The organism is Aurantiacibacter zhengii, from assembly GCF_003584125.1.
In the GTDB taxonomy this organism is placed as follows: Bacteria; Pseudomonadota; Alphaproteobacteria; order Sphingomonadales; family Sphingomonadaceae; genus Alteraurantiacibacter; species Alteraurantiacibacter zhengii.
Window position 1 is genome coordinate 365,544 of sequence record NZ_QXFL01000004.1, and the last position, 23,366, is coordinate 388,909.

A 23,366-nucleotide genomic window follows, 5' to 3' on the forward strand; every position below is an offset into this window, starting at 1 on the left:
GCGCTCTCCTAAGTCCGCTCTCTCAATTGCATGGTGCGCCATGCCGTGACGATCTTGTCGGCATCGGGCAGGCAATAACGCTCCATCACCCGGGCAAATGGTATCGGCACGTCAGGAAACGCGACGCGCGCCGGCGGCGCCTTGAGCATGGCAGGATCGTGTTCGGCCACCGTCGCGATGATCTCGCCGCTCATGCCGAAGCTGTGGTAGTCCTCGTCGACGACCATGAGACGCCCTGTCTTGGCGACGGAGGTGCGGATGGCTTCGCGATCCAGCGGCACGAGCGAGCGCAGATCGACAACTTCGACGCTGATGCCTTCGCCCTCGAGCTGTTCGGCAGCCCTCAGCGCATGGTGTACACCGATACCGACGGACACGATGGTGAGGTCCGAGCCCTCGCGGGCAATGGCTGCCTTGCCGATCTCCACTTCGTAGGGATCGGAGGGCACGTGCACGGTGGCACCGCGCTCGGTGCCCAGCCAGCCCATGCCCTGCAGTCCCTTGTGGTACATGAAAACGACCGGGTTATCCTCGCGCAGGGCGGCGGTCATCAGGCCCTTGGCATCATACGCATTGGATGGGGCTACGACTTTCATCCCCGGCAGGTGAGCGAAGGTGCCGTAAAGGCACTGCGAGTGCTGGCCGCCATCGGAATAACCGCCGCCTGTGGATGTCATCAGCACCATCGGCACGCGAAACGAACCGTTCGAGAAATAGGTATTCTTGGCCATCAGGTTGTAGATCGCGTCGAAGCATACGCCGAAGAAGTCGACGAACATCAGTTCAACGACCGGACGCATTCCGTCCTGCGCCGCGCCCACCGCAGCGCCTACAAACGCGGTTTCCGAAATCGGCGTGTCGCGCACGCGCTCCGCGCCGAACTCTTCCAGCAGGCCGCGGGTGTTGCCGTAGACACCGCCAAGCGCGCCGATGTCCTCTCCCATCACGAACACGCGCGGGTCGATCCGCATTTCCTGCGACAGTGCCTCTGCCATGGCGCGGGCGATGGTCAGCTTGCGTTCGTTTTCCTTGACCTCGGTTGTCATGCGTCGGCTCCTTGCGGCTTGGCCTCGATAAAGACACCGGTCAGGGCGTCGGCGGGTTCGGGATCGGGGCTGTGGCGCGCGAAGGCGATGGCCTCGTCCACCGCCTTGCTTGCAGCCTTTTCGATGGCCAAGAGCTCGTCTTCGCCCGCTTCGCCCGTTTCGAGAATGTGCCTGCGAAAGGCCGGAATGGGGTCCTTCGCCACCAGAGCGTCCTTCTCGCCATTGGGGCGATAGCCTTCCGCATCGCCCATGAAATGACCCGCGAGCCGTGACGTCTCGATCTCGATCAGCGAGGGACCATCACCGGCCCGGGCGCGTTCGATCGCCTCGCCTGCGACGGCGAAGATCGCCAGCGTATCGTTGTTCTCCACCCGGTGGCCGGGCATTGCGTAGGCATCCGCGCGAACATGGTTGTGCGGAACGGCGGTCGAGGTCATTTTGGATACCGAGATGCCCCAGGCGTTGTCCTCGATCACGAACACCACCGGCAGCTTCCATACAGAGGCGAGATTCAGCGCCTCGTGAAACGCGCCCTGGTTGGCCGCGCCTTCGCCGATGTAGGCAACCGCCACGCCGGGCTTGCCCTGCATCTTGCGGGAAAGCGCCGCGCCCACCGCCGGGCCAAGGCCCTGGCCCACGATACCCGAACAGGCGAAGTTCACGGCGGGATCGAACAGGTGCATGTGCCCGCCGCGCCCCCCGCTGAGGCCGGTCTGCTTGCCGAAGATCTCTGCCGCCATGCGTTTCAGGTCGACATCCTTGGCAATCGCCTGGTGATGGGGCCGGTGCGTGGCGGTCACCACGTCCTCGGCAGAGAGGTGGACGCAAACGCCCACCGCACAGGGTTCCTGCCCGTCGGACAGGTGCATTTCGCCTGGAATTGGACCATTCGCCATGTTGAAGACCGGCTGCTTGCCTTCGAGATAGATCCTGGCGATCGCTTCCTCGAAACGGCGGCTGGTCACCATCTTTTCGTACATCCACAGCTTCTGGGCTGTTGTGGGCTGCATGGTCATGCTGGGTCCTCTTGCTGAAGGGCGGGTTGCGTGATCCCTGCGCGGGCCAGCGCCGCCTGGGCATGCGAAAGCATGGCAGGATCCTCTATCGTGGCAGACGGCGTGTAGGGCTGACCGTCGACGATCTGGCGCAGCGTCGCTCTCAGCACCTTGCCCGAACGGGTCTTGGGCAGGCCGGGGACGGCCACGGCTTCGCGGAAGGCGGCGACCGGACCAATCTCGGCGCGCACGCGCTCTACGACTTCCCTTGCGACCGTGGCTTCATCGCGCTGCGCACCGGATCGCAGGACAAAGAAGCCCACCGGGCGATGCCCCTTCAGCGGATCGGTACCCGCCACAACCGCGCATTCGGAAATATCGGGATGCGCTGCCAGTACCTGCTCCATGGCTCCGGTGGAAAGGCGATGCCCGGCGACGTTGATGATGTCGTCGCTCCGTCCCATGATGTGGAGGAAACCGTCGCCATCGAAGAAACCGTTGTCGCCAGTTGTGTAATAACCGGGCCGCGCGGCTAAGTAGGTCGACACGAATCCCTCGTCATTCGCCCACAGCGTGCTGAGGCATCCGGGCGGCAGGGGCGCGGCGATGGCTACGTCGCCGCTTTCGCCTGCGGGAAGGCGTTCACCATTCCTGCCCAGCACGGCAATGTCGAAGCCGGGAACAGGCTTGCCAGCACTGCCGCTGCGGGTTTCGCGCTCCCCAAGGCCAAGGCAGATGGCGATGGCGGGCCAGCCGAGTTCGGTCTGCCACCAGTGATCGATCACAGGCACGCCAAGCTGCTGCTCGATCCATTCCAGCGTATCGGGATCGGCACGTTCGCCCGCCAGGAACAGGGCGCGCAGGCTAGCAAGCGGTGCGGCGGCAATATGCGTTCCATCGGGATCTTCGCGCCGGATGGCGCGGATTGCGGTCGGCGCGGTGAAGAGGATGTCGACGCCGTAGTCGCGCACGACCCTCCAGAATGCGCCGGCATCGGGCGTGCCTACCGGCTTGCCTTCGTAGAGCACGGTGGTGCAACCGGTCAGCAGCGGCGCGTAAACGATGTAGCTGTGACCAACGACCCAGCCGATATCCGAAGCTGCCCAGAACACATCTCCGGGCCGCGCGCCGTAAACAAGCGCCATGCTCTTTGCCAGCGCCACGGCATGACCGCCGTTGTCGCGCACCACGCCCTTGGGCGTGCCGGTGGTACCGCTGGTGTAGAGGATATAGAGCGGGTCCGTCGCGGCAACATCGACAGGGGCGGCCGGCTCGGCACGATCCAGCAGGGTGTGCCAGTCGTGTTCGTTTGCCGGATCGAGCGCGACCTCGTGCTGCGGGCGGCGTAGCACAAGCTTGGGGACGTCGCTTTGCGCCAAGGCCTGCGCCTGCGCCACGATCGGCAGGTATTCGACCACGCGCGAAGGCTCCAGCCCGCAGGTTGCGGTTACGATCAGCGCCGGGCTGGCATCGACGATCCGTTTTGCAAGTTCCGGTGCGGCGAACCCGCCGAACACCACCGAATGAACGGCCCCCAACCGTGCGCAGGCCAGCATCGCCATCACAGCCTCGGGCACCAGCGGCATGTAGATGAGGACGCGGTCGCCTTTCCCCACGCCGAGGCTGCGCAGCATTCCGGCAACGCGCGCCACCTCGTCGCGCAATTCGGCATAGGTGTACTGCCGCCGATCCCCCGTCATCGCGCTGTCGAAAATCAGCGCGGGCCTGTCGCCGTGGCCCGCTTCGACATGCCGATCGAGGGCATTGTGGCAGGTGTTGAGCCGTCCGTCGGGAAACCATCGGCACAGCGGCGCTTTGCCAGTATCCAGCGCGACCTGCGGCGACACCGACCAGTCGATCAGGTCGGCAGCCGCCAGCCAGTCGGCCGGTTCCATCGCGACACGAAAACCCGTCATGCTCAGAAGAACCCGAGCGCTTTCGGGCTGTAGCTAACGAGCAGGTTCTTCACCTGCTGGTAGTGCGCCAGCATCATCAGGTGGTTCTCCCGCCCGATGCCGGATTGCTTGTATCCGCCAAACGCCGCGTGTGCGGGATAGAGGTTGTAGCAGTTGGTCCATACCCGCCCTGCCTGGATCGCCCGGCCCGCGCGGTAGCAGCGGTTGATGTCGCGGCTCCATACGCCTGCGCCAAGCCCGTAGGTCGTATCGTTGGCTATGCGGATCGCTTCTTCATCGTCGCTAAACGTGGTCACCGCCAGTACCGGCCCGAAGATTTCTTCCTGGAATACGCGCATGTCGTTGGTGCCGCGCAGGATCGTGGGGGCGACATAATATCCCTCGCCAAACGCCGTATCCGTCAGCGCGCGATGCCCTCCGGCGACAACTTCGGCTCCCTCTTCCCGGCCGATCTCGATGTAGCCAAGGACTTTCTCCATTTGCTGCTGCGAAGCCTGCGCCCCGATCATCGTATCGCTGTCGAGCGGGTTGCCCTGCCGGATCGCCTTCAGCCGCTGTGTCGCGCGATCCATCAGCCTGTCGTAAACGCTCTCGTGCACCAGTGCGCGGCTGGGGCACGTGCAGACCTCGCCCTGGTTCAGCGCGAACATCAGCGCGCCTTCCACGGCCTTGTCGAAGAAGTCATCATCCTCGTCGGCAATGTCCGCGAAGAAGATATTGGGCGACTTGCCTCCCAGTTCCAGCGTTACGGGAATGAGGTTCTCGGTCGCATACTGCATGATCTGGCGGCCCGTGGAGGTCGCGCCGGTGAAGGCAATCTTGGCTATACGCGGCGAGGTGGCGAGAGCCTTGCCCGCTTCCTGGCCATAGCCGTTGACGATGTTCAGCACGCCGGCGGGCAGCAGGTCACCGATGATCCCTGCCAGCACCATGATGGAGGCTGGCGTCTGTTCCGCTGGCTTCAGCACGATACAGTTGCCCGCCGCCAGCGCGGGCGCGATCTTCCATGCGGCCATCAGCATCGGGAAATTCCACGGGATGATCTGGCCGACAACGCCCAGCGGCTCGTGGAAGTGATAGGCGACGGTATCGTCGTCGATCTGGGAGAGTCGCCCTTCCTGCGCCCGGATCGCGCCCGCGAAATAGCGGAAATGGTCTATCGCCAAGGGCAGGTCGGCGGCCATGCATTCGCGGATCGGTTTGCCGTTGTCCCAGCTTTCGGCCTTGGCCAGCAATTCCAGGTTGGCTTCCATCGCGTCGGCAATGCGATTGAGCACGCGGGCCCTGTCCGCCGGACTTGTGCGGCCCCACCCGTCCTTCGCCTTGTGCGCTGCGTCCAGAGCCAGCGCGATGTCGGCGGCCTGCGAACGGGCGACCTCGTTCAACTTCGCCCCGTCCACCGGGGACAGGTTGACGAAATATTCTCCGCCCTGCGGCGCGACCCAATCTCCGCCGATGAAATTGTCATAACGTTCGGCGAATATCCCGGACGCGCGGCTTGAACCTTCGCTCGTGACTTGCTGGCTGGTCATGGTCTCGCTCCTGATGATTCCGGGCACCCGGCGTCCCGGCACTCGCGGGGCTTCGCGCAGGTGGATGAAGGGTGGGAAAGCTGCGGCACGGGTGTCAGAACCGGTATTCCAGCGAGACGCCGTAGGTGCGCGGCATGTTGTACCAGACGTTCTGGTAGCCGAAGAGGCCGACATCCAGGATGTCGATGATGTTGACCTCGTTGGTCAGGTTCCTCGCCCACAGGCTGAGCTCGATCCGCTCGTCGATGTCGGTGAACCCGATCGAGGCGTTGAGATTGGTCGTCGCCCCTTCGCTGCTGATTTCCTCCAACTCGCGTTCGTCGTAATAGCGGTTGCCCGTGTAGGTGAAATCGCCGCGCACCCAGAAATCTCCGGCCGATACGGGCACGGTGTACTTGCCCACCACGTTGAACTGCGAATTGGGCGCGCCGATCAGGCGGTTGCCGCTCAGGTCCTCGGTCACACCGCCCAGGTCCCGTGTAAAATCGCGGTACTCGCTGCTCATCAGGCCGACGCTGGCGCCCAGTTCGAGATTGTCGAACGGACGCGACTGGACTTCCACCTCGACACCTTCCACCCGCGCGTTCGACGCGTTCTCGATGAACTGCAGCCCGGACGGAGTGAAAGTGAAAACCTGCAGGTTGCTGTAGTCGTAAATGAAGCCGGTCACATTGAGGCGCAGGCGGCGCCCCAGCAGGGTCGACTTTACCCCGGCCTCGTAGCTGACGACGGTTTCCGGATCGAACACCCGCTCCGCCCCCAGCGGATCGTTGAACGCTCCGGTATTGAAGCCGCCGCTGGTGAAACCGCGGTTGACGCTGGCAAAGGCCATGATGTCGGGGGTAATCTCGTAATCCAGGGCGACACGGCCAGACCATTCGGTCCAGCTCTCGCTCAGGTCGAGGTCGAAGAGCGGGCCCGGTAGCAGGGAAACACCCGCCTCGGTCGTTGCGAAGGACTGGTGGTCGATCGTCCGCTTTTCGTAGTTGATGCGCGCGCCCACCGTCAGGTTGAGGCGGTCGGTCAGGCCGACGGTGCTTTGCGCGAAGGCTGCCAGCGTATCGGTCTTCTGCGTGTAAGCCTGGTCGAAGGCCTCTATCCCGCCTAGCGCGAAGGAAATGTCCGCCAGGTTGTAGAAGTTGTCGACCTCACCGGTCTCGTGGAAACCGAACACGCCGACCAGCCAGTTGAAGTTGCCATCGTTCTGCGAGGCAAGGCGGAATTCCTGCGAGATGGATTCGAACTCCGATGGCCCCCAGTTGATCGTGAAGATCGTGCTGGGCGCACCATTGCCGTCCTGAAGGACGCTGCGCTTGGAATTCTCGTACCCGGTCACCGAAGTAAGCAGGGTGTTGCCGATCTCGAAATCACCGACCAGCGATATGCCGAACAGCTCGATATCGCCGAACGTATCATTTCCATAGGTGTTCACATAGGGATCGGGATTGTCATCGCGGTAGCCGAGCGCATCGACACCTTCGCGCGCGATGATTTCCTCGGCAGACAGGCGAACGAGATTCCCCATCGCCAGTTGGGCCGGATCGAAGATACCCCGGTGAACCGAATTGTTGTTGGTCGCATCGGAGGCCCCGCCGTGGAAGTTGAGCGCGATGTCGACGCCTGCATTGGGTTGCCAGCGAAGGATCCCGCGCGCGGCCCACTGGTCGGCATCGTTCACATAGTCGCCGGTTGCCAGATCGAGCACATATCCGTCGCGCTTTGTCCACGTGCCCGCCACGCGGGCCGATAGCGTTTCGGACATCGGTATCGTCACCGCGGCTTCCAGGTCGATGGCGTCATAGTTGCCGTATCCGGCGCGTGCGTATCCCTCGAACTCGTCGTCCGGCAGCTGCGAATAGACCGAGATCGCACCGCCTGTGGCATTCTTCCCGTACAGCGTGCCCTGCGGCCCGCGAAGAACCTCGATCCGGTCGAGATCGAACATCTGGAACAGCTGTCCGGAAGGTGCGGAAAGATAGACCTGGTCGAGGTAGACCGCGACCTTGCTTTCGGCTGTCTGGTTGAAGTTGTTGTTGCCGATACCGCGCATGAAGATCTTGGGGTTGGACGTACCCCACAGGGCCGATACGCTGAGGTTGGGAACGGTCGAAGTCAGGTCCTCGACATCGCTGAAACCGGCTTCGCGGATGCGCTCGGCATTCAGGGCCGATACCGCGATCGGCACTTCCTGCAGGGCTTCGGACCGGCGCTGCGCTGTCACCACGATCGTGTCGAGAAGTCCGTCGTCGGCATCAGTTTGCCCGTCCCGCGTCTGCCCGGTGTCCTCCTGCGCGCATACCGCCTGCGGAAGGAGTGCAGCCAGCAGGGCGGCAGTCGGCAATGTCTTGTGAAACTTGCGTATCATCGGGTTCTCTCCCTTGGCATTCTGCAGTCCTTCCCCCGGTCCGGCGGACCACGGCGGCTGCTTGTCGTTGGCAAATCTTCAGGTGTGGCTGCGGGCCGGGCAGCGGCGGACCTCAGCTTTCACCGACATCGTCCACGTAGGTGGCAAGCGTGCGGTGAAAGTGGCGCAGACGCACTTCGTTGTAGCTGGCGAAGTTCACCGTGCCCGTAGCCGAAGCTTCCAGCCCCTTCTGGATCCGCTCCATGTTCGCCATGTCCTCGTCGAGGATGCGTCCTATCGCGCCGATTATCGGTTCGGTAGGCTCATCGGGCCCCACCACCACGCGCTCTGCCGAAGGCGGTCTTTCGCCTTCGAAGGGCAGCAGCAGGATTACGTCCATCGTGCAGTTGGAAGGGCCGCCGTCGGGCCGGAACCAGTATCCGAGTGGATAGCCCAGCGTCGGCCATGGCATGAAGTTCGGGAAGACATTGTACCAGACGTAGTCGATCATATCGAAGCGGTTGAGGTCGGACAGGTCGACGCCGTAGTCCTGCCGGAACTTCTGGATCGTGATCTCCGCGATCTTTTCCCGCGCGGTCTCACCAGGCGCGACATCGAAAGCGTGGCTGTCGGCAAGCTCGGGCGCATAATAGGCAATGAAATGATCGACGGCCTTCTGTTCGCGCGCCTGTACCGTATCGCCCTCGCCTGTCAGCACACCGGCAATACCCACGCCGCGGGCGAAGTGCGGCTCTCCGACGAAAACGTCCTGCCGCATGGCCTCGGCAGGTGCGGCGGGCACTATCGAGTTGGTATGCACGAAATTGCCGTGCAGGAACTCCAGGAAAGCCTCCTGGGCCACCTTCCAGTTGGCGCGGATCTGCTTGGTGACGTGGACCGCCTTGAACCGGGTGGTGAGATCCCAGCCGGCATCCTGCCACTGCGCAGGCAGCGTGCCGAGATAGTCCGCCAGTGGCGGCGCGGCAGGATCGGGGTTCACCATGACGTAGCCCTGCCATTCGCCCACCTGCAGTTGCGGCAGCGCAAGTTCTGCCTCGTCGAGCTGCGGAAAATCCCACTTCTCGGGCAAGGTCTTCATCTGTCCGCCAAGGCCCCAGGTGAACCCGTGGAACGGGCAACGCAGGGACTTGAGGCCGCGCGCGCCATCGCAAATACGCATGCCGCGATGCAGGCAGCTGTTGTGATAGGCTTTCAGCGACAGGTCGGGTTGGCGAACGATCAGCGCGGCGACGTCGCCCACGTCATAGGTCATCGCATCGCCGGGTTCCGGAATATCTGCAGCCCATCCAGCCACCTGCCAGACCTTGCGCCATAAGTTGGCTACTTCCCGCTCGTGATACTCCTGCGAAGTGTACCGGGAAGTCGGCACGGACGCGCAATCGATATCTTCGAACCCCGGCTCCAGCACGCCGGCCGGCGGAACAGTGCCGTCGTGCCGGAACATGGCCTGTAGATTGTCATAGTGCTTCTGACGCGAAAGCCGCGTCGTCTTGGCCTGCGCCATTCCTGCCCCTCCCTTGGGCTATCTTCGGGGGATCGATGCCGGCACCCTGGTGCGCGGCTGTCTCCTCCTCGTGTCGTACCGGGTGTTGATAGGCGGGAATCGGGTGCGAGACTTGCTTCTGCGCGCATTTCGATTGTCGCTGCGCGCACGAGCTCCGGCGTGTCGCTTGGCGCGGCCCGCAATTCGCAGTATACATCCGAACACTAAACCCCTCCGTCAGTCCCGCCGGGCCGGACAGAGAGGGGAGGGGAGAGACATGGCAGCAACGCTTCAGTCATGTGAATGGACTGTGCGCTCCTTGCAGGGGCGCAGGCCGCATTCGGAAGTCGAGGCCTTCCTGAGCGGCTTTAACGGATCATGGAAACTCGGCGGGGAACCGGACACCACGGGCGAAATCGTGGTGGGCAGCCGCAGCTTCAACACCATGCTGCTGACCCGCATGCATTTCGCGTCTGTCCACGGCATGCGCGATCGCAGCCAGCCCACGCGCGAGGGAGCAGCCTTCTACAGCCTGACCTTCAACCCCTCGAGCGCCTTCGACCTTGTCTGCAACAACACCGCCTTCCACCTCCGTCCTTCGGAGATGTTCTTCTGGTCTTCCACGGATGACGTGTCCTTCCGGATTCAGCAGGGCGCGGAATTCGCCAACCTTCTGTTTCCACGCCATCTGATCGACGCGCACTTGCCGCGTTTCCGTGGGCGGTTCTGCGTATTCGACCAAGTAAATCCAGCGCGCGAATTTGCAGGAACCTACTTCAGATCACTGGCGGACAATGCCCGTACATTCGGCAAGATCAACAGCAGCCAGATCGAGAGTGCATCGATCGCCATGCTGCTGAACCTGCTGCACGCAAACGACTGCATAGTGGCAGACGGCGATCGCGACGAGCAGATCCTGAGAGACGCGCATGCCGTGATCGAAAAGAATTTGAAGTCTGCCTTTCTCAATCCGCAGATGGTGGCATCCGAAGTCGGCGTGTCGCTGCGCAAGTTGCACTATCTTTTCCGCCGCACGGACGAGACCGTGATGGGCCGGATACGCGCCCGACGGCTTGAGTGTGCCAGAACCGAACTAGCTGATACGGAATTCGGCGGCCGCCGGTCGATCACGGAGATCGCTTACCGTTGGGCCTTTGCAGATCCTGCCCAATTCTGTCGTGCTTTCAAGCAAGCGTACGGTGTGAGCCCTGGATCGTTGCGAATGCGCCAGCGCAATAGTTGAGCCGATTTGAATTAATAACCGGCGTCACGAAGCGGCGGGGTGCGGGTCGAGCAGACGGCAGCTTTCGGGAACGTGGAAAACGGTTCTCATCGCCGAATTCATTGCTCAGAACATGGCTGCCAATTGAGAACGCTTTTGATGTCAGGGGCCAATCTCGCACTCTAACGGTTTGAACTGACCGGTATCACATTATCGAGATATCGAGGATCTCACCGGAAATCGCGTCGCCACCATTAGGCGCGCGGGCCGCAATTCCCAGCCACGCGTATTTACAGTCAAGTTCCCGATCCAGCCGCATCATGGTGGGCGACGGTCCCAGTGTATCGGACCAGCGCTGCTCGGTGCCGGGACACTCCAGCGTAAGGCGCACCCGCCCCGACGCGCCGGGATCGAGGGTATGTTCGACCTGGAATACCATCGTGGTATTTCCCAGCCGGATAAGCCGCCTTGCCAGCACCCCGCCATACCCGCCGCGGGTGGAGATCATGATCGAATCGCCATCCGTGCTTTTGCGCGCAAAGCGGTTGTCCTGATCATAGAACTGCCAGTGGAAGGGCGTGTATTCGTCTTCCCAGCCCAGAGAGCCGCGCGCCACCGGGACACTGTCCAGGCTGCGTATTCTGGCAAATAGCTGCGCCGCCTCGTCGATTTTCTGGGTGCGCGCAAGCAGGCGCAGGATGGCGCGGTCCGCCTCGTAGTCGACTGCCGTATCGGGAGAGAGGCCAAGGCGGACACGGGCGATGTTGTCCGCCAGTTCAGGCTGCAGGACAGCTTCCCGGAAAAACTGCGCACCCCACAGGGGTTCGGTTTCGAGGATGTCCACGAATGCCGGGACCAACCGCTCGTTCGCCAGTTGCTGAACCATCAGCGGGACAGTGGTGTCCTGCTGCGAGGGATAAAGCAGCAGCGTGCGGTTGAGCGTCGCCAGCAGGAGAGTGTTATCTTCTGCCTCCAGCGCCGCGATCAGTGCTGCGGAGTTGAGCACCCGGCCTCTGCGCGAGGCAGCCTGAGCGGCATCCAGGATTGCCGTGCGGGTCTGCTGATCCTCACCCTGCATTGCAAGGATGGCGAGCGCTTCTGTCGACAGGAGACCGGCGTCGACTGCCCGGCGCGCCGCAGGTTCCGACGCAGTGAAGTCTACGCTGTTGGTTTCCGGATCGGCAGTGACCAGTGCGACCGCGCTCTTCTCAAGCGCGGGCGCAGCATAGGGCGACAGCGACGCTGCAAGGGCCGGATTGTCATCTGCCAGAGCATTGGAAAGCGCCTGACCCGCGGAGGCGACGGCTAGCAGCGCGCTTGTGGCAATGATCGCGAACTTGCGCATCGCGGTTCCTCTCAACACCCCCGGCCGGCGACGATCCTACGGTCAGGCCTCACTGGATTCGTACGAATAGCCGTAACCATACTCAGTGCCGTAGCCGTACTCGTCGTTCCGATGATCGACCCGGGTCACCAGAGCGCCGATGATGTCGACGCCAGGCTGACGCAGACGCGCGAGCGCATTGCGAATGGCGTAGACCGAAGTCTCGTTGGCCTGCATCACGTAGATGACCCCGCCAGCGAGGTGACCGATTTCGACAGCGTCCGCGAGACCGAGGACCGGGGGACTGTCGATGATAACGAAATCGTATTGCTGCTCGAGCTCGGCGACCAGGCTCTTCAGTCCGCCGCGCGCGATCAGATCGCCGGAGTCACTCGGCATCGAGCCACTGGGAATGAAATCAATCCCATGCGCCTCCAGGTGCATAATGTTCGGCTGGGTTACCGAGCCCCCCAGCAGGTCGCTCAGGCCCTTCACTTTCGCCGTGACGCCCAGCAGGCGGGAAAGTCCGGCACGGCGCATGTCGAGGTCGAGAAGAACGACGCGCTTGCCCACGCGCTGCAGGCTGCGAGCCAGTGCGAGCGAGGAAATCGTCTTGCCTTCTGCCGGCCTTGTGGAGGTCAGCATGATGATCTTGCGCGCATCGCTCGGCATCACCGAGAGCATGCTGGTACGCGTAGAGCCGTAGGCCTCGGTCAGCTGGGACTTGGGGTCCATGAGTTCCTCGACCATATCGTCGGTCTGGGCCCGCGGGATCGCCCCCAGTACCTGAAGGCCCAGCTGCTGGCGGATTTGCGAGATGTGGCGCAGGCTACGGTCGAAGAAATCGGCAAGATAGACGATCGCCAGCGACAGCAGCGTAGCCAGAATGATGGCGATGAGGAGGTTGCGCGTAAGCGACGGGCCGGACGGGGATCCCGGAGGAGCGGCCCGCTCGATCAGGGTCATATTGTTGCTGCCCGCCTCGCCGACACCCAGTTGGGTGTAGCGCTGCAGGAGCGCGTCATAGAGCTCCCGGTTCGTATCGACCTCGCGGCGAAGAATGCCGTATTCCGTGCCAAGGTTCTGTTCGGCCAGATAGCGGCCCCGTGCCGCATTAAAGCGTTCACGCAGTTCCGACTCTTCGCGAAGCGCACTTTCGTAAGCTGCCTGCCGCGCGGAATTCATCACCCCGCCTTCGCTGCTGATGGAGCGTTCGAGCGATTCGATTTCTGCTTCAAGCGCCTGGACACGGGGGTTGGCCGGACCGAGCGAGGTGCGAAGGTTCGCCAGTTGCGCTTGCGCTTCCGCCCGACGGGAACGCAGGGAAGCGGCGCTATCGGCTTCGGCAGTGCTGCGCTCTGCATCAAGCGCGCTGCGCGTTTCGATCCGGCGCAGAGATGCCGCGATCAGCGCCTGGTTGAGAGCCGAGAGCTGCGACGTCGAGAGCGTTTCCTGCCCGGCCTGCTGGCCACCCGTTTCGGTAGCAGAGGAGTTGAGGACGACGATCTCGTTCTCGGCGGCATAGGCAGCAAGCTCGGCTTCCGATTCTTCCAGCGCGACCCGCAATTCGGCAAGCTGGTTTTCCAGCCTGTCCCGCGCGAGCTGGGTATCACCGAAGCGTTTTTCGTAGTTTGCCTCGAGGAACTGTTCTGCCCAGGCATTGGCTATCCGCGCGGAAATCTCCGGAGAGGGCGTAACGGATACAATATCGACAAGCTGCGAATTCTCCACCGGAGCCACGGTGATTGTGGAACTCACACGACCGGCGAGCGCCCGCGGCGAGAGATTGCTCTCCTCAATATCGAAAGCTTCGCGGAAAACCGGGTCCTGCGCGAAATTCTCCGCCTCTACGACACGTTCGGCGAGGAAGCGGGACTGCAATAACTGGTACTGCGTTTCATAATACTGTCTGTCGCGCATCTGCATGTCGAGGCGCAAGTCGTCCTCTCCGGTGGAACCGGCGTCGAGCCGGCTGATCTCGATCCGCGAGCTGGCCTGATATTCCGGAGTCTGCAGCAGGGTGAACGCGACGCCCAGAAGGATCGTGGCGGCTACCACGAACAGCAGTACGTACTTCAATTCCTTCGCGCGCTGCCACAGTCGCTGAAGCAGCAGCTCCAGCGCATCGTCCATTTGCTGCACGCCACCAGTGGCCCCGGCGGGGGCCACACTCATGTCATTCGGGGATCGCATCAGAGTCCTAGATTAGTTGCTCGAGGCTACACGCTCTATCAGCACCAGGCTGGAAGTAACGGCAGGCAGGATTTGCAAGATTCGTTCAAGGCGACGTTCGCCGGGATTGTCCCCGACCATCACGATGTCACCTTCATAAAGGGCTGGATCGGGCAGGTTGCCCCGCATGATCGCTTCCATGTTGTAAAGGCCGATGTAGCGCTCACCGGAAACTTCCCGGAAAACCAAAACATCGTCGGCCTTCGCAAATTCACCCAGGCCGCCAGCACTGTTGATGGCGCGCATCAGCGTTGTCGCGTTGGCCATCGGATAATTCCCCGGAGCCTTTACCTGACCGCCAATGGAAATGGTTGGCGGAACGGCGTTGATAGGATTTACCGTAACGCTGGGATCGATCACGTATTCGCCGGAAAGGCGGCTGGAGATAACGGCCGCCAGCTGCGTAGGAGACAGGCCGAGTGCGGCAACCTCGCCGATCAGCGGGAAGTTGAGCATCCCGTTTTCATCGATCGCATAAGTGCCGCTGAGCGTTTCGTCCTGCGCCACCGTCACTTCGATGATGCCCATCGGCGAAAAGCGTGAAGACGTGGATGCCGGCGCCGGAATCTGCGTGAGCGCAGTCACTTCATATGCGTCGGAACCGCCATAGCTGCGGTCCACCGAAGCGCAGGATGCCAGCACCAGGGATGCGAAAAGGAGAACGGTGCCCCTTACGATGTTCTTTCCGGTCAAGACTTCCACACTCCTTATCCTCATACCGTCCTAGCCGCGCTCGGGCGGCTGAGGAACCCCCAACTCTTCGATTGCCATGGCCTTGGTGGGAATACCACCCCCTTGTCTACGCCGTGACAACCTCCGGGTCCTGATTAGTTTCCCTGCCTTCTGCGCGCGCCAGCAGAGCGAGCGCACATACAAACCAGACACCCGCGACCTGGAACAGCGGCGTTCGCAGAGGATAGTCGAAATAGCTGGCCAGTGCGAGAATAGCGAATCCGGCAAGTCCCAGCGTCATGTAGTCGCGCCCACGGGACTTCAATCGCAGTAACTGGTAACCCAGCCAACCAAGGAAGGCGACGAGCAGGATCGCACCTGGCAGCCCCGTTTCGAGAAACCACTGGAGCCAGTCGTTATGCGCCATGTTGAGGTAGCGCGGCCCCAGCAATTCCGGCGTTTCGTGAATGCGGAATACGTCTTCGAACGCGCCCAGCCCCGTACCGAGCGGAAAATAGGTACCGATCATGTCCAGCAGGATCGGTACGATACGGAAACGCAAGTCCTCCAGCGGGTTGGCTTCGACGATCCGCTGGAATGCAGTAAGCCGGTCTGCCAGCAGGAACAGCGCAATCATCCCTACGGCGAAGAAGAGTATCACTGCGCCCGGAAGGTAGCGAGCGAGATTGCTTCGCTTGCTGCCAGATGAGCGCCGCCCGGCGGGTCGCGAAGGAACGGAGGGCTTCCCGCTGACGACCAGCAGTGCCGCTGCCGCCAGGGCAATGCCCGCCGTCAGCAATCCGGCGCGCGAACCGTTGACGAGGATAACCAGGAAAATCGCCCCGAACGCGGACCAGAGGAGGACATCGGAACCCGGGAAAGCCTTGCGGTTCGAACGCGTCACGAGAAAACCGATTACCAGCATAGCCAGTGAACCGAACACCGCGGAATGGTTGCGATTGGCAAAGATGCCGACGGGGGTTCCCTCGTTAGTCAGCGAGTACAGATAGCCAGCCTCGGCATAGCCACTGCCAATCTGCAGTATCGCGAGCAGGGCGTTTGCCGCTGCAAGCAAGACTATCGCCGCCAGGACAATGTATGCGCCGCGTGTTCCCAAACCCGCCAGCAACAGCAGGGCCGCCAGGGGGATGCCCAATGCGGACAGCGCGTTGAGCGTACGCGAAGGAACCATGGACAGCGGCCGGGCGATGTCGCTACCCACTGAGGTGGCAATTTCTGCCAGCGGCTCGCGCCCGGGCAACGACGTCCAGAGCGCATATGGCAGCGGAATGACCTGCAATATGGTAATGACAAGCAGGGCCAGGAGCATCAACAACGGCCAGCGAAGGTTGCGGTAAGTGGCCTTGCCGGCTCCGCCCATCGCCAGCGCCAAGCCCGCAACCAGCCAGGCGACAGGCTGGATCAGCGCATTCTGCATCATGTCGTAGCGGGAACTGCCGCCGAACAGGCCGACTGCGATCAGCAAGGTGGCAAAAAGGACCAGGTAAGGTCTTTCGATGCCGGACAAGCTGCTTTTCCAACCCAGATCTACACGTCGATCGCGCACGCACCTGCCCTGATTCCAAATTCGCAGAAAGGTCACGTGCTTAGAGGATGTGCGCGGTGCCGCAACCCCCGGCATTGTAGCGCGGTCTGGGTGAGCAGATCGCGCGCCGGTGACATGGATCGGCGCAAGGCGCCCGAGCGGCGGAGCCGGATACCATGACTAACCGGTTTACGCCGCCATATTGCTGCATTCGGTCCCGCAGCAAATCCTTGCAATTGCGTACAACCACGACGTCATGGCCGGACCTTGCGCACACCCGGTTTCGGGTCTACCGGACCGCTGCGTAGCCCAGCCAGAGGACACATGCGTCGCACTTCCGCAATCATACCGGCCTATAACAGCGAGACGAGCATTGGCGCGGCCATTGACTCGGCTCTGGGCCAGACGAGTGCGCCGCACGAAGTGATCGTGATCGACGACGGATCCACCGACGGCACGGCACAGATCATCGCCAGCTACGGCGACAAGGTGATCCACCTGACGCAGGAGAATGCAGGCCAGGGCGCAGCGCGCAACGCCGGCCTCGCCATCGCCACCGGTGAATTCATCGCTTTCCTCGATGCCGACGATTACTGGAAGCCCGCATTCCTCGAGCGAACCGAGCAGTTCCTCGACGCGCATCCGGATGCCGCTGCTGTGAGCTGCGCATTCAAAGGCGAGCGAAAGAAGGGCGATTACTATGGCCCGACCCATCACGCCGCACTCCACGAACAGCATCCCGACGGGTTCATGCTGGACAATTTCTTCGATTTCTGGGGCGAACACGATCACGTGCGGACCGGCACCGTACTGGTGCGTCGCGAAATCACGGAGCAGATCGGGCCGCAGAATGCGGATCTTCGCATCAGCCAGGATCTGGAATACTGGGCGCTGATCGCCACTGCAGGGCGCTGGGGTCTGCTGCCAGAGGTACTGTGGATCGGCACGTCGGACGCGGTTGCCCGGAAAACGGGGTGGCGCAAGAAATATGCCGCGAGGCGCAAGAAGGCCCCCTCCATTCCGGCCTGGGAACGCCGCATCACCGCGCGCATAGCACCGGAACACGAGATGGGCCTAGCCCGCGTTCGGGGCCGCGTGGCTGCCGGGCTGATGAGCGCCCATGCCCTTGGCGGCAGCCGCAAGCATGCGCAGGAACTGCTGGAAACATACGGCGACGATATGCCCCATGGCATCAGCTACCATATCCTCAACGGGGCGAACCGCTTCGGCGCGCCCGGCTGGGCCTTGGCCACAGCCGCCCTGCGCCTTATCGACCGCTTGAAATAACCTGAAAGACAAAGCCCGATGACAGTTGAACATGGCACCGGCCTGCTGGCCAGGCTGGAAGATCGCAGCGCCACGGTGGGCGTGATCGGCATGGGTTACGTCGGCCTGCCGCTCGCGCTTGCCATTGTCGATGCGGGGTTCACCGTGATCGGTTTCGACGTCGACGAGGCGAAGCCGCGGCGACTGGCGGCCGGGCAGAGCTATTTCAAGCACATCGGCAGCGATGCCATCGCTGCGGCCAATGCCACGGGCCGCTTCTCAGCGACCACCGATTTCTCGCGCCTGGCAGAGGCCGACGTCATCGCGATCTGCGTGCCCACCCCGCTCGATCAGCACCTCGAGCCCGATCTCTCCTTCGTCGAGCAGACGACCGAAACGATTGCAGCCAACCTGCGGGCCGGACAACTGGTGGTTCTCGAATCCACCACTTATCCCGGCACGACCGACGAAGTGCTCAAGCCCATTCTGGAGCGCGGCGGCCTGACCTGCGGCGAAGACTTCTTCCTCGCCTTCTCGCCCGAACGCGAGGATCCGGGCAATCCCTCCTTCGGCACCACGTCCATCCCCAAGGTAGTGGGCGCGGACGACGACGTGGCCCGCGAAGCCGCCACGAAGTTCTACGGCACATTCATCGGGCAGGTCGTACCGGTATCCAATACCCGGGCCGCCGAAGCCACGAAACTGACGGAAAACATCTTCCGCTCGGTCAACATCGCGCTGGTGAACGAACTGAAAGTGATCTTCGAGCCGATGGGCGTCGATGTATGGGAAGTGATCGAAGCGGCGAAGACGAAGCCCTTCGGCTTCATGCCCTTCTATCCCGGCCCCGGCCTGGGCGGGCACTGCATCCCTATCGACCCCTTCTACCTCACCTGGAAAGCGCGCGAATACGCGGTGCCGACCCGCTTCATCGAACTGGCGGGCGAGATCAATTCGTCCATGCCGAACCGCGTGATCGAAAAGCTGGCGCTGGCGGTGGACCAGCGGCTGAGAAAGGGGCTGAACGGCACGCGCGTGCTGGTGCTGGGCGCGGCCTACAAGAAGAATGTCGATGACATGCGCGAAAGCCCCGCGCTGCAAATCATGGAACTGCTGCAGGATCGCGGAGCGCAGGTCGCCTATTACGATCCCTTCGTGCCCGAACTGCCCCCCACGCGCGAACATCCCTCGCTTACCGGGATGCGCAGTGTCGACTGGAAGGACGATCTTGCCGCCGATTACGATGCGGTGCTGCTGGTCACCGACCATGACGATGTCGATTACCACGCCCTGCTGAAGCACGCCGCACTGGTTGTGGACACACGCAATGCTTTTCGCAAGGCGGGGGCCGAGGGCGATAACCTCGTGCTGGCCTGACGGGCGGTAGGAACCGAATGACGGATCCAGTTCCCAAACCTGCGAGGACTATCGCTCAGCGACTGGCAAGCGGCTTTGCCTGGAGCGCGCTGGGCTCGTTCGGCTGGCGCGCGTTGACCGCAGTAAGCTCGGTCCTCGTGGCGCGCATCCTTGGCCCCACTGCCTTTGGCGAACTTGGTATCGTCCGCTCAACTGCAAACCTGTTTACTGTCTATGCAGGTTTCCGCCTGGGAACGACAGCCAGCAAGCACTTGGCGGAGTACCGAGAAAAGGATCCGCCTAAAGCGGGGCGCATCCTGAAGATGACCTTACGGCTGTCGGCGATCTTTTGCGCCACTGTCGCCCTGATCCTTATCGCAAGCAGCGGCTACATCGCGCGCACAACCCTGAACAACGCCGATCTTGCTTGGCCCTTGCGCATCGCGGGTGTTTTCCTTTTCTTTCAGGCCTACATGACCGTCAGGGAATCGGTCCTTGTCGGCACCGAGCATTTTCGCGAATTTGCCCAGGTCAATGTGGCCAAGGGCGTGCTGACAGCGGCCCTCATCGTGCCGGGCGCATACTTTTACGGCGTGACCGGAGCGGTAGCCGCTCTCGCGCTGGCGTCGTTCCTCAGCTACCTGCTGCTGCAGTATTACATTCGCCGCGCTCTCGGCGAGTTCGGGGTCGAACAGAACGTTCCATTCAGGGAATGGAAGGCGGAGCTTCCTCTGTTATGGAACTTCGCCTTGCCCGGCCTGCTGGCAGGCGCAGTTGGCGCGCTCATGCCATGGTATGGCCGTACGGTTATTGCCGGCATCGAGAACGGCTATGTCGAACTGGGCTTGTTCGAGGCCGCCAACCAATGGCGCACGATGATACTGTTCATGCCGGCTATTCTCACGCGCGTTGCAATGCCGGTCCTCGCAGAGACTTTCGGAAGATCTGCCGACGATGAATTTCGCGAGGCCGTCGTGCTGCAATTCCAGGCGATTCTACTTCTGACCCTACCCCTGACTGTCGCCGCGATTGCCGCTTCCGATATGCTGATGCTGGTTTTCGGAGGGGCGTACAGCGAGGCAAGCTCCCTCCTGCCGATACTGATGCTCAGCGTGTTCCTGTTCGCCCTCAACCAAGCGCTGCGCCGCGTCCATGACGGTTCCGGCTATCGATGGCAGTACCTGGTCGTTCAAGTGCTCTGGGCGTTCGCTTTCCTTGCGGTCCTGTGGCTGACCGTTGCCGATTACGGCGCGCTGAGCCTAGCTCTGGCTATTCTCGCAGCTGAATTCGCCATGTTCCTGATCCAGATCGGTTATGTCGAATTCCGCATCGCGCCCGGATCAATAAGGCAGGTCGCGAGTAATGCCATCATCGCTGTGACGGCTCTTGCATTGGTCATTTGCGGCCAGGCACATGTATTCAAGCTTCCGGAAGCCAATTGGGCGATAGTCGGAATTTCAGTGCTGATCTCGGTCGTGCCCGCCATGCGGTTTGTTCCAGCGTTGCTGAGACTAAGAAAAAAGAAGACCGGGAGGGCCAATTGAATTCCGCAAAGCCACGCACGTTGATCCTTGGTTTCGATGGGGGCGATGCCGCCATCTTCGACGCGTTCGACATGCCGTTCTACAGGGAACTGGCCGTCAAGGGACACGAGTTCGACCTGAATGAAGACCTTCTCAGTCGAGGATGGTCCGAAATCGTCACAGGTCGGCAGGCAGAGTATACGGGGGGCCTGTACTTCAGACCCTTGCCGCCCGCAGAAAAGCGGCCGGTTCTGTCTGAAAAGTTCTCGCTCAAGGAGATGCTCGCCGATCCGGGTACGGAACCAATCTGGGACATGGCCAACCGTCTGGGCGCCACATTCGGCATGATCGGGGTTCCGACAACGAGTCCCGCACCGAAGGTCGATGGCTTCACCGTATCCGGTGGTGGCGGCGGCGTAGGCAAGATCGAAGGTGTTCCCGACGGCTTCTGCCAGCCGCCGGAACTGGCCGCGTTGCTTGAAGAGATGGATTACCAGTTCGACGTCCGCATGAGCACGATGCCGGAGAAGACTTTTCCCGCCTTCATCGAACGTGTCGAAACGGTGATTGCATCCAACGTCGATGCGCTCATCAAGCTGGACCGGGAGATACGCGCCGATCTGAACTTCATCTGTCTTCGCCCCACGACCGGGCTGCAGTACCTGGCCCGCTTCGACATCGAAGATGCGATTGCCTCCAGGGGCGAACAATCCCACGCGAACCCGAACGTCGAACTGCTGCGGCGTCACTATGCTTTTCTCGACAATGAAATCCGGCGACTGTTCGAAGCACTGAAGCCCGACCGTTTCATGCTGACTGCGGATCACGGCACCGCGAACTACCTGAAACGCGTGAATATCAATGCGCTGCTGGTGCGACACTCCCTGCAATCGCCGCGGGCAAAGACAGCCAGCTCGGCCAAGAGCGTGCTGCGCAAGCTGAAGGCATTGCTTCCACGGCCCGTTTCTTCGCGGCTGGGCAAGACCGTGCGCAAGTCCCTTTCCGGACTCGAGATGAATTTCGACGCCGCGAATTCGCAGGCGTTTGGCAGCTATCACATGCGTGGCATCTATATTCTGGACGCCCATCGGTTCGGCGGACCGGTGAACGCAGAAGATGTCGATGCGCTGACCGATAGAATCTGCCAGCTGTGCAACGATGATCCCGTTCTGCAAGCAGAGGGCATAACCGCCCGCCCGAAGCGTCGCGATTTCAGCGAAGCTAGCCAATCCTGGCAATTGCCCGATGTTGAGCTTGTGGCGCCCGATACGGTCTTCTTTGTAAGCAGCGGCCCACTGATTGAGGATAACCCCAACTACCGGGCCACCCCGCATGACCTTACCTATGTTCACAACCCCCATAGCGGAACGAAGGGCTCCCGCCCGCTGATGCTGACCGACACCGAAACCGCAGCCTTGGCGAAAGGCGATGACCCGGACGACTTGCGACTGGTTTATCGACTGGTGGAGCGCATTTACGCCTGACATGCGTCGCGGTATCGCGCGACCTAACCTATCACAGGCGTTTTCGACTCCCGTCGTGTCCGCCAAGTCGTTGCGACGGCGTGAATTTAATTAATTGAAAGCACCCGAGTGAAAAAGACCATAAAATCCTTTGCCAAACGCACCTTGCGGCCTTTCCCGAATATTCGCCGGGCCTTGAGAGAGGGCGCGAGGAAGGCAAAGGTTACCTCCTACAATCTTCGTTCGCGGTTCGCTGGTCGCAGCGGCTTTACCGACGCGCCACACAGGATAGTTGTGGAGCTGGATAGGTTGGAATTATGCAACCAACGTGCGGGCGTGGTCGGTTCGACGCCGTCGCTCCAGACAATCGCGGGGACCAGTATCGTCGCCGACGGCGACTGGGATCAGGTTCGCCTGAAGCTGGAGGACATGGAACTGTTCCAGTCGCTCCGCATGCACTTGGTCGAAGGCAAGGATTTGCGCGACACGCCGATCTACAAAGGCGAGGCCGGACCGGATGACACGGTCACCAGCGGCAGCTGGCATGCCATCTACGAACAGAATGTAGAGGAACATTCACGTCGGGCACAGGAGCTTTACGCTTCGATCCGGGAGCAGGGCTATCTCGATCAGCAGGCGCTCGACAGCGGCCTGCCGCATGACGAAATTACCATCCGGATCGGACGCGACGGAGCGATCCTGCTGGAAAATTCGATCCACCGCGCGATGATTGCCAAGATTGCCGGGGTGCGCAGCGTTCCGGCCATCGTCAGTGCACGTCATTCCGGCTGGATGGAAAGGCGCCAGCGCTTCGTCGATTTTGCGGCCACGCGCGAAAGTGGCAAGCTTTACGGCAGGCTTTCGCACCCCGACCTTCGCGATATCCCGCATCACCACGCGCTGGATGACAGGGTCGGCCTGTTCGCCGATCATATTCGCGCAGAGGGCGGCAATGCGCTCGATCTTGGGTGCGATACCGGGCTATTCAGCCAATACCTGGACGGACGCGGCTTTGCTGTGCGCGCAGTGGAGCGCGATCCGGATCTTGCCGCGATTGCCCGGTTGTTGAGCCAGATCGAAGGGCACGACGTGGAATTCATCGTTGGCGATCTTGCCGACGATGCCACAGTGGCGAGCTATGCCGACCGGCCCTATAAACTCGTTCTGTGCCTCAATATCCTGCATCACCTGCTGAAGCGAAAGGATACCACGCACAAGCTGGCCGCCATCCTCGGCACCTTTGAAATCGATCAGATGATCCTGCAATGCCACCGCCAGGACGAACCGCAGATGCAGACAGCTTACCGCAATTTCTCACCTGCGGAATTCGCACAGTTCATCATCGATAACTCTACCCTGACCCGGTACGAGGAAATCGGCGTCGGCTCCGATGGTCGCACCATGATTTCGCTTTTGAGGGACTGA

Annotated in this window: 16 protein-coding genes; 6 read left to right on the forward strand and 10 right to left on the reverse strand. The window is 61.8% G+C overall.

The annotated features are described in order from the left end of the window. Positions 1-8: 8 nt before the first annotated feature. The 6 genes from D2V07_RS11225 to D2V07_RS11250 form a co-directional block, all read right to left on the reverse strand. Positions 9-1,046 carry an alpha-ketoacid dehydrogenase subunit beta gene (locus tag D2V07_RS11225; protein WP_119587062.1) on the reverse strand — a complete coding sequence of 346 codons (1,038 nt, stop codon included), beginning with the start codon at positions 1,044-1,046 and terminating at the stop codon, positions 9-11. Beyond that, on the reverse strand, positions 1,043-2,062 hold the full coding sequence (locus tag D2V07_RS11230) for a thiamine pyrophosphate-dependent dehydrogenase E1 component subunit alpha (RefSeq protein ID WP_119587063.1): 1,020 nt from the start codon (positions 2,060-2,062) through the stop codon (positions 1,043-1,045). The genes D2V07_RS11225 and D2V07_RS11230 overlap by 4 nt, the downstream gene beginning before the upstream one ends. Next, on the reverse strand, positions 2,059-3,957 hold the full coding sequence (locus tag D2V07_RS11235) for an AMP-binding protein (RefSeq protein WP_119587064.1): 1,899 nt from the start codon (positions 3,955-3,957) through the stop codon (positions 2,059-2,061). Before D2V07_RS11235 ends, D2V07_RS11230 begins: the two co-directional genes overlap by 4 nt. A 2-nt stretch (positions 3,958-3,959) precedes the next feature. Continuing rightward, entirely contained in the window at positions 3,960-5,489 is a 1,530-nt protein-coding gene (gene adh / locus D2V07_RS11240; RefSeq protein WP_119587205.1) for an aldehyde dehydrogenase, read from the reverse strand. A gap of 94 nt (positions 5,490-5,583) precedes the next feature. Beyond that, the gene (locus D2V07_RS11245) at positions 5,584-7,854 is read right to left on the reverse strand and encodes a TonB-dependent receptor (RefSeq protein WP_119587065.1); all 2,271 of its coding nucleotides are present in this window, start codon (positions 7,852-7,854) and stop codon (positions 5,584-5,586) included. Positions 7,855-7,966: 112 nt separating this feature from the next. Beyond that, a complete protein-coding gene (locus tag D2V07_RS11250; RefSeq protein WP_119587066.1) occupies positions 7,967-9,358 on the reverse strand; it encodes an aromatic ring-hydroxylating oxygenase subunit alpha in 1,392 nt (463 codons plus the stop codon). A gap of 256 nt (positions 9,359-9,614) precedes the next feature. Here D2V07_RS11250 and D2V07_RS11255 point away from each other — a divergent pair, with 256 nt between their 5' ends. Further along, positions 9,615-10,580 (forward strand): helix-turn-helix domain-containing protein, encoded by a 966-nt coding sequence (locus D2V07_RS11255; RefSeq protein ID WP_119587067.1) that lies wholly within the window; start codon positions 9,615-9,617, stop codon positions 10,578-10,580. A 184-nt stretch (positions 10,581-10,764) separates the two neighbouring features. Here the strand turns inward: D2V07_RS11255 and D2V07_RS11260 are convergent, their stop codons facing one another. From D2V07_RS11260 to D2V07_RS11275, 4 genes are all read right to left on the reverse strand, one after another. Next, a complete protein-coding gene (locus tag D2V07_RS11260) occupies positions 10,765-11,904 on the reverse strand; it encodes a hypothetical protein (RefSeq protein ID WP_119587068.1) in 1,140 nt (379 codons plus the stop codon). 42 nt (positions 11,905-11,946) lie between these two features. After that, positions 11,947-14,058, reverse strand: a complete 2,112-nt coding sequence (locus tag D2V07_RS11265; RefSeq protein ID WP_158586815.1) for a GumC family protein — start codon at positions 14,056-14,058, stop codon at positions 11,947-11,949. Positions 14,059-14,088: 30 nt separating this feature from the next. Next, positions 14,089-14,808, reverse strand: coding sequence for a polysaccharide biosynthesis/export family protein (locus D2V07_RS11270; RefSeq protein ID WP_158586816.1), 720 nt, complete (start codon positions 14,806-14,808; stop codon positions 14,089-14,091). Between the two features lie 106 nt (positions 14,809-14,914). Then, the gene (locus tag D2V07_RS11275) at positions 14,915-16,315 is read right to left on the reverse strand and encodes an O-antigen ligase family protein (protein ID WP_158586817.1); all 1,401 of its coding nucleotides are present in this window, start codon (positions 16,313-16,315) and stop codon (positions 14,915-14,917) included. A gap of 342 nt (positions 16,316-16,657) precedes the next feature. Here D2V07_RS11275 and D2V07_RS11280 point away from each other — a divergent pair, with 342 nt between their 5' ends. The 5 genes from D2V07_RS11280 to D2V07_RS11300 all read left to right on the forward strand — a co-directional run bounded on the left by D2V07_RS11280 (position 16,658) and on the right by D2V07_RS11300 (position 23,366). Continuing rightward, positions 16,658-17,620: a glycosyltransferase family 2 protein gene (locus tag D2V07_RS11280; protein WP_119587072.1), complete on the forward strand. Its 963-nt coding sequence runs from the start codon at positions 16,658-16,660 to the stop codon at positions 17,618-17,620. Between the two features lie 18 nt (positions 17,621-17,638). Next, positions 17,639-18,976, forward strand: a complete 1,338-nt coding sequence (locus D2V07_RS11285; protein ID WP_119587073.1) for a nucleotide sugar dehydrogenase — start codon at positions 17,639-17,641, stop codon at positions 18,974-18,976. 17 nt (positions 18,977-18,993) lie between these two features. Continuing rightward, on the forward strand, positions 18,994-20,499 hold the full coding sequence (locus D2V07_RS11290) for an oligosaccharide flippase family protein (RefSeq protein WP_119587074.1): 1,506 nt from the start codon (positions 18,994-18,996) through the stop codon (positions 20,497-20,499). Next, on the forward strand, positions 20,394-21,962 hold the full coding sequence (locus D2V07_RS11295) for an alkaline phosphatase family protein (protein WP_158586818.1): 1,569 nt from the start codon (positions 20,394-20,396) through the stop codon (positions 21,960-21,962). The genes D2V07_RS11290 and D2V07_RS11295 overlap by 106 nt, the downstream gene beginning before the upstream one ends. Before the next feature lie 315 nt (positions 21,963-22,277). Continuing rightward, complete coding sequence (locus D2V07_RS11300; protein ID WP_119587076.1) at positions 22,278-23,366, forward strand: class I SAM-dependent methyltransferase; 1,089 nt, start codon at positions 22,278-22,280, stop codon at positions 23,364-23,366.

Bases quoted from the DNA above. Each gene is read 5' to 3' on its own strand.
- D2V07_RS11265 (WP_158586815.1), bottom strand. From the start codon at position 14,058: ATGAGTGTGGCCCCCGCCGGGGCCACTGGTGGCGTGCAGCAAATGGAC.
- D2V07_RS11250 (WP_119587066.1), bottom strand. From the start codon at position 9,358: ATGGCGCAGGCCAAGACGACGCGGCTTTCGCGTCAGAAGCACTATGAC.
- D2V07_RS11255 (WP_119587067.1), top strand. From the start codon at position 9,615: ATGGCAGCAACGCTTCAGTCATGTGAATGGACTGTGCGCTCCTTGCAG.
- D2V07_RS11235 (WP_119587064.1), bottom strand. From the start codon at position 3,957: ATGACGGGTTTTCGTGTCGCGATGGAACCGGCCGACTGGCTGGCGGCT.
- D2V07_RS11285 (WP_119587073.1), top strand. From the start codon at position 17,639: ATGACAGTTGAACATGGCACCGGCCTGCTGGCCAGGCTGGAAGATCGC.
- D2V07_RS11290 (WP_119587074.1), top strand. From the start codon at position 18,994: ATGACGGATCCAGTTCCCAAACCTGCGAGGACTATCGCTCAGCGACTG.
- D2V07_RS11245 (WP_119587065.1), bottom strand. From the start codon at position 7,854: ATGATACGCAAGTTTCACAAGACATTGCCGACTGCCGCCCTGCTGGCT.
- D2V07_RS11225 (WP_119587062.1), bottom strand. From the start codon at position 1,046: ATGACAACCGAGGTCAAGGAAAACGAACGCAAGCTGACCATCGCCCGC.
- D2V07_RS11230 (WP_119587063.1), bottom strand. From the start codon at position 2,062: ATGACCATGCAGCCCACAACAGCCCAGAAGCTGTGGATGTACGAAAAG.
- adh (WP_119587205.1), bottom strand. From the start codon at position 5,489: ATGACCAGCCAGCAAGTCACGAGCGAAGGTTCAAGCCGCGCGTCCGGG.
- D2V07_RS11280 (WP_119587072.1), top strand. From the start codon at position 16,658: ATGCGTCGCACTTCCGCAATCATACCGGCCTATAACAGCGAGACGAGC.
- D2V07_RS11260 (WP_119587068.1), bottom strand. From the start codon at position 11,904: ATGCGCAAGTTCGCGATCATTGCCACAAGCGCGCTGCTAGCCGTCGCC.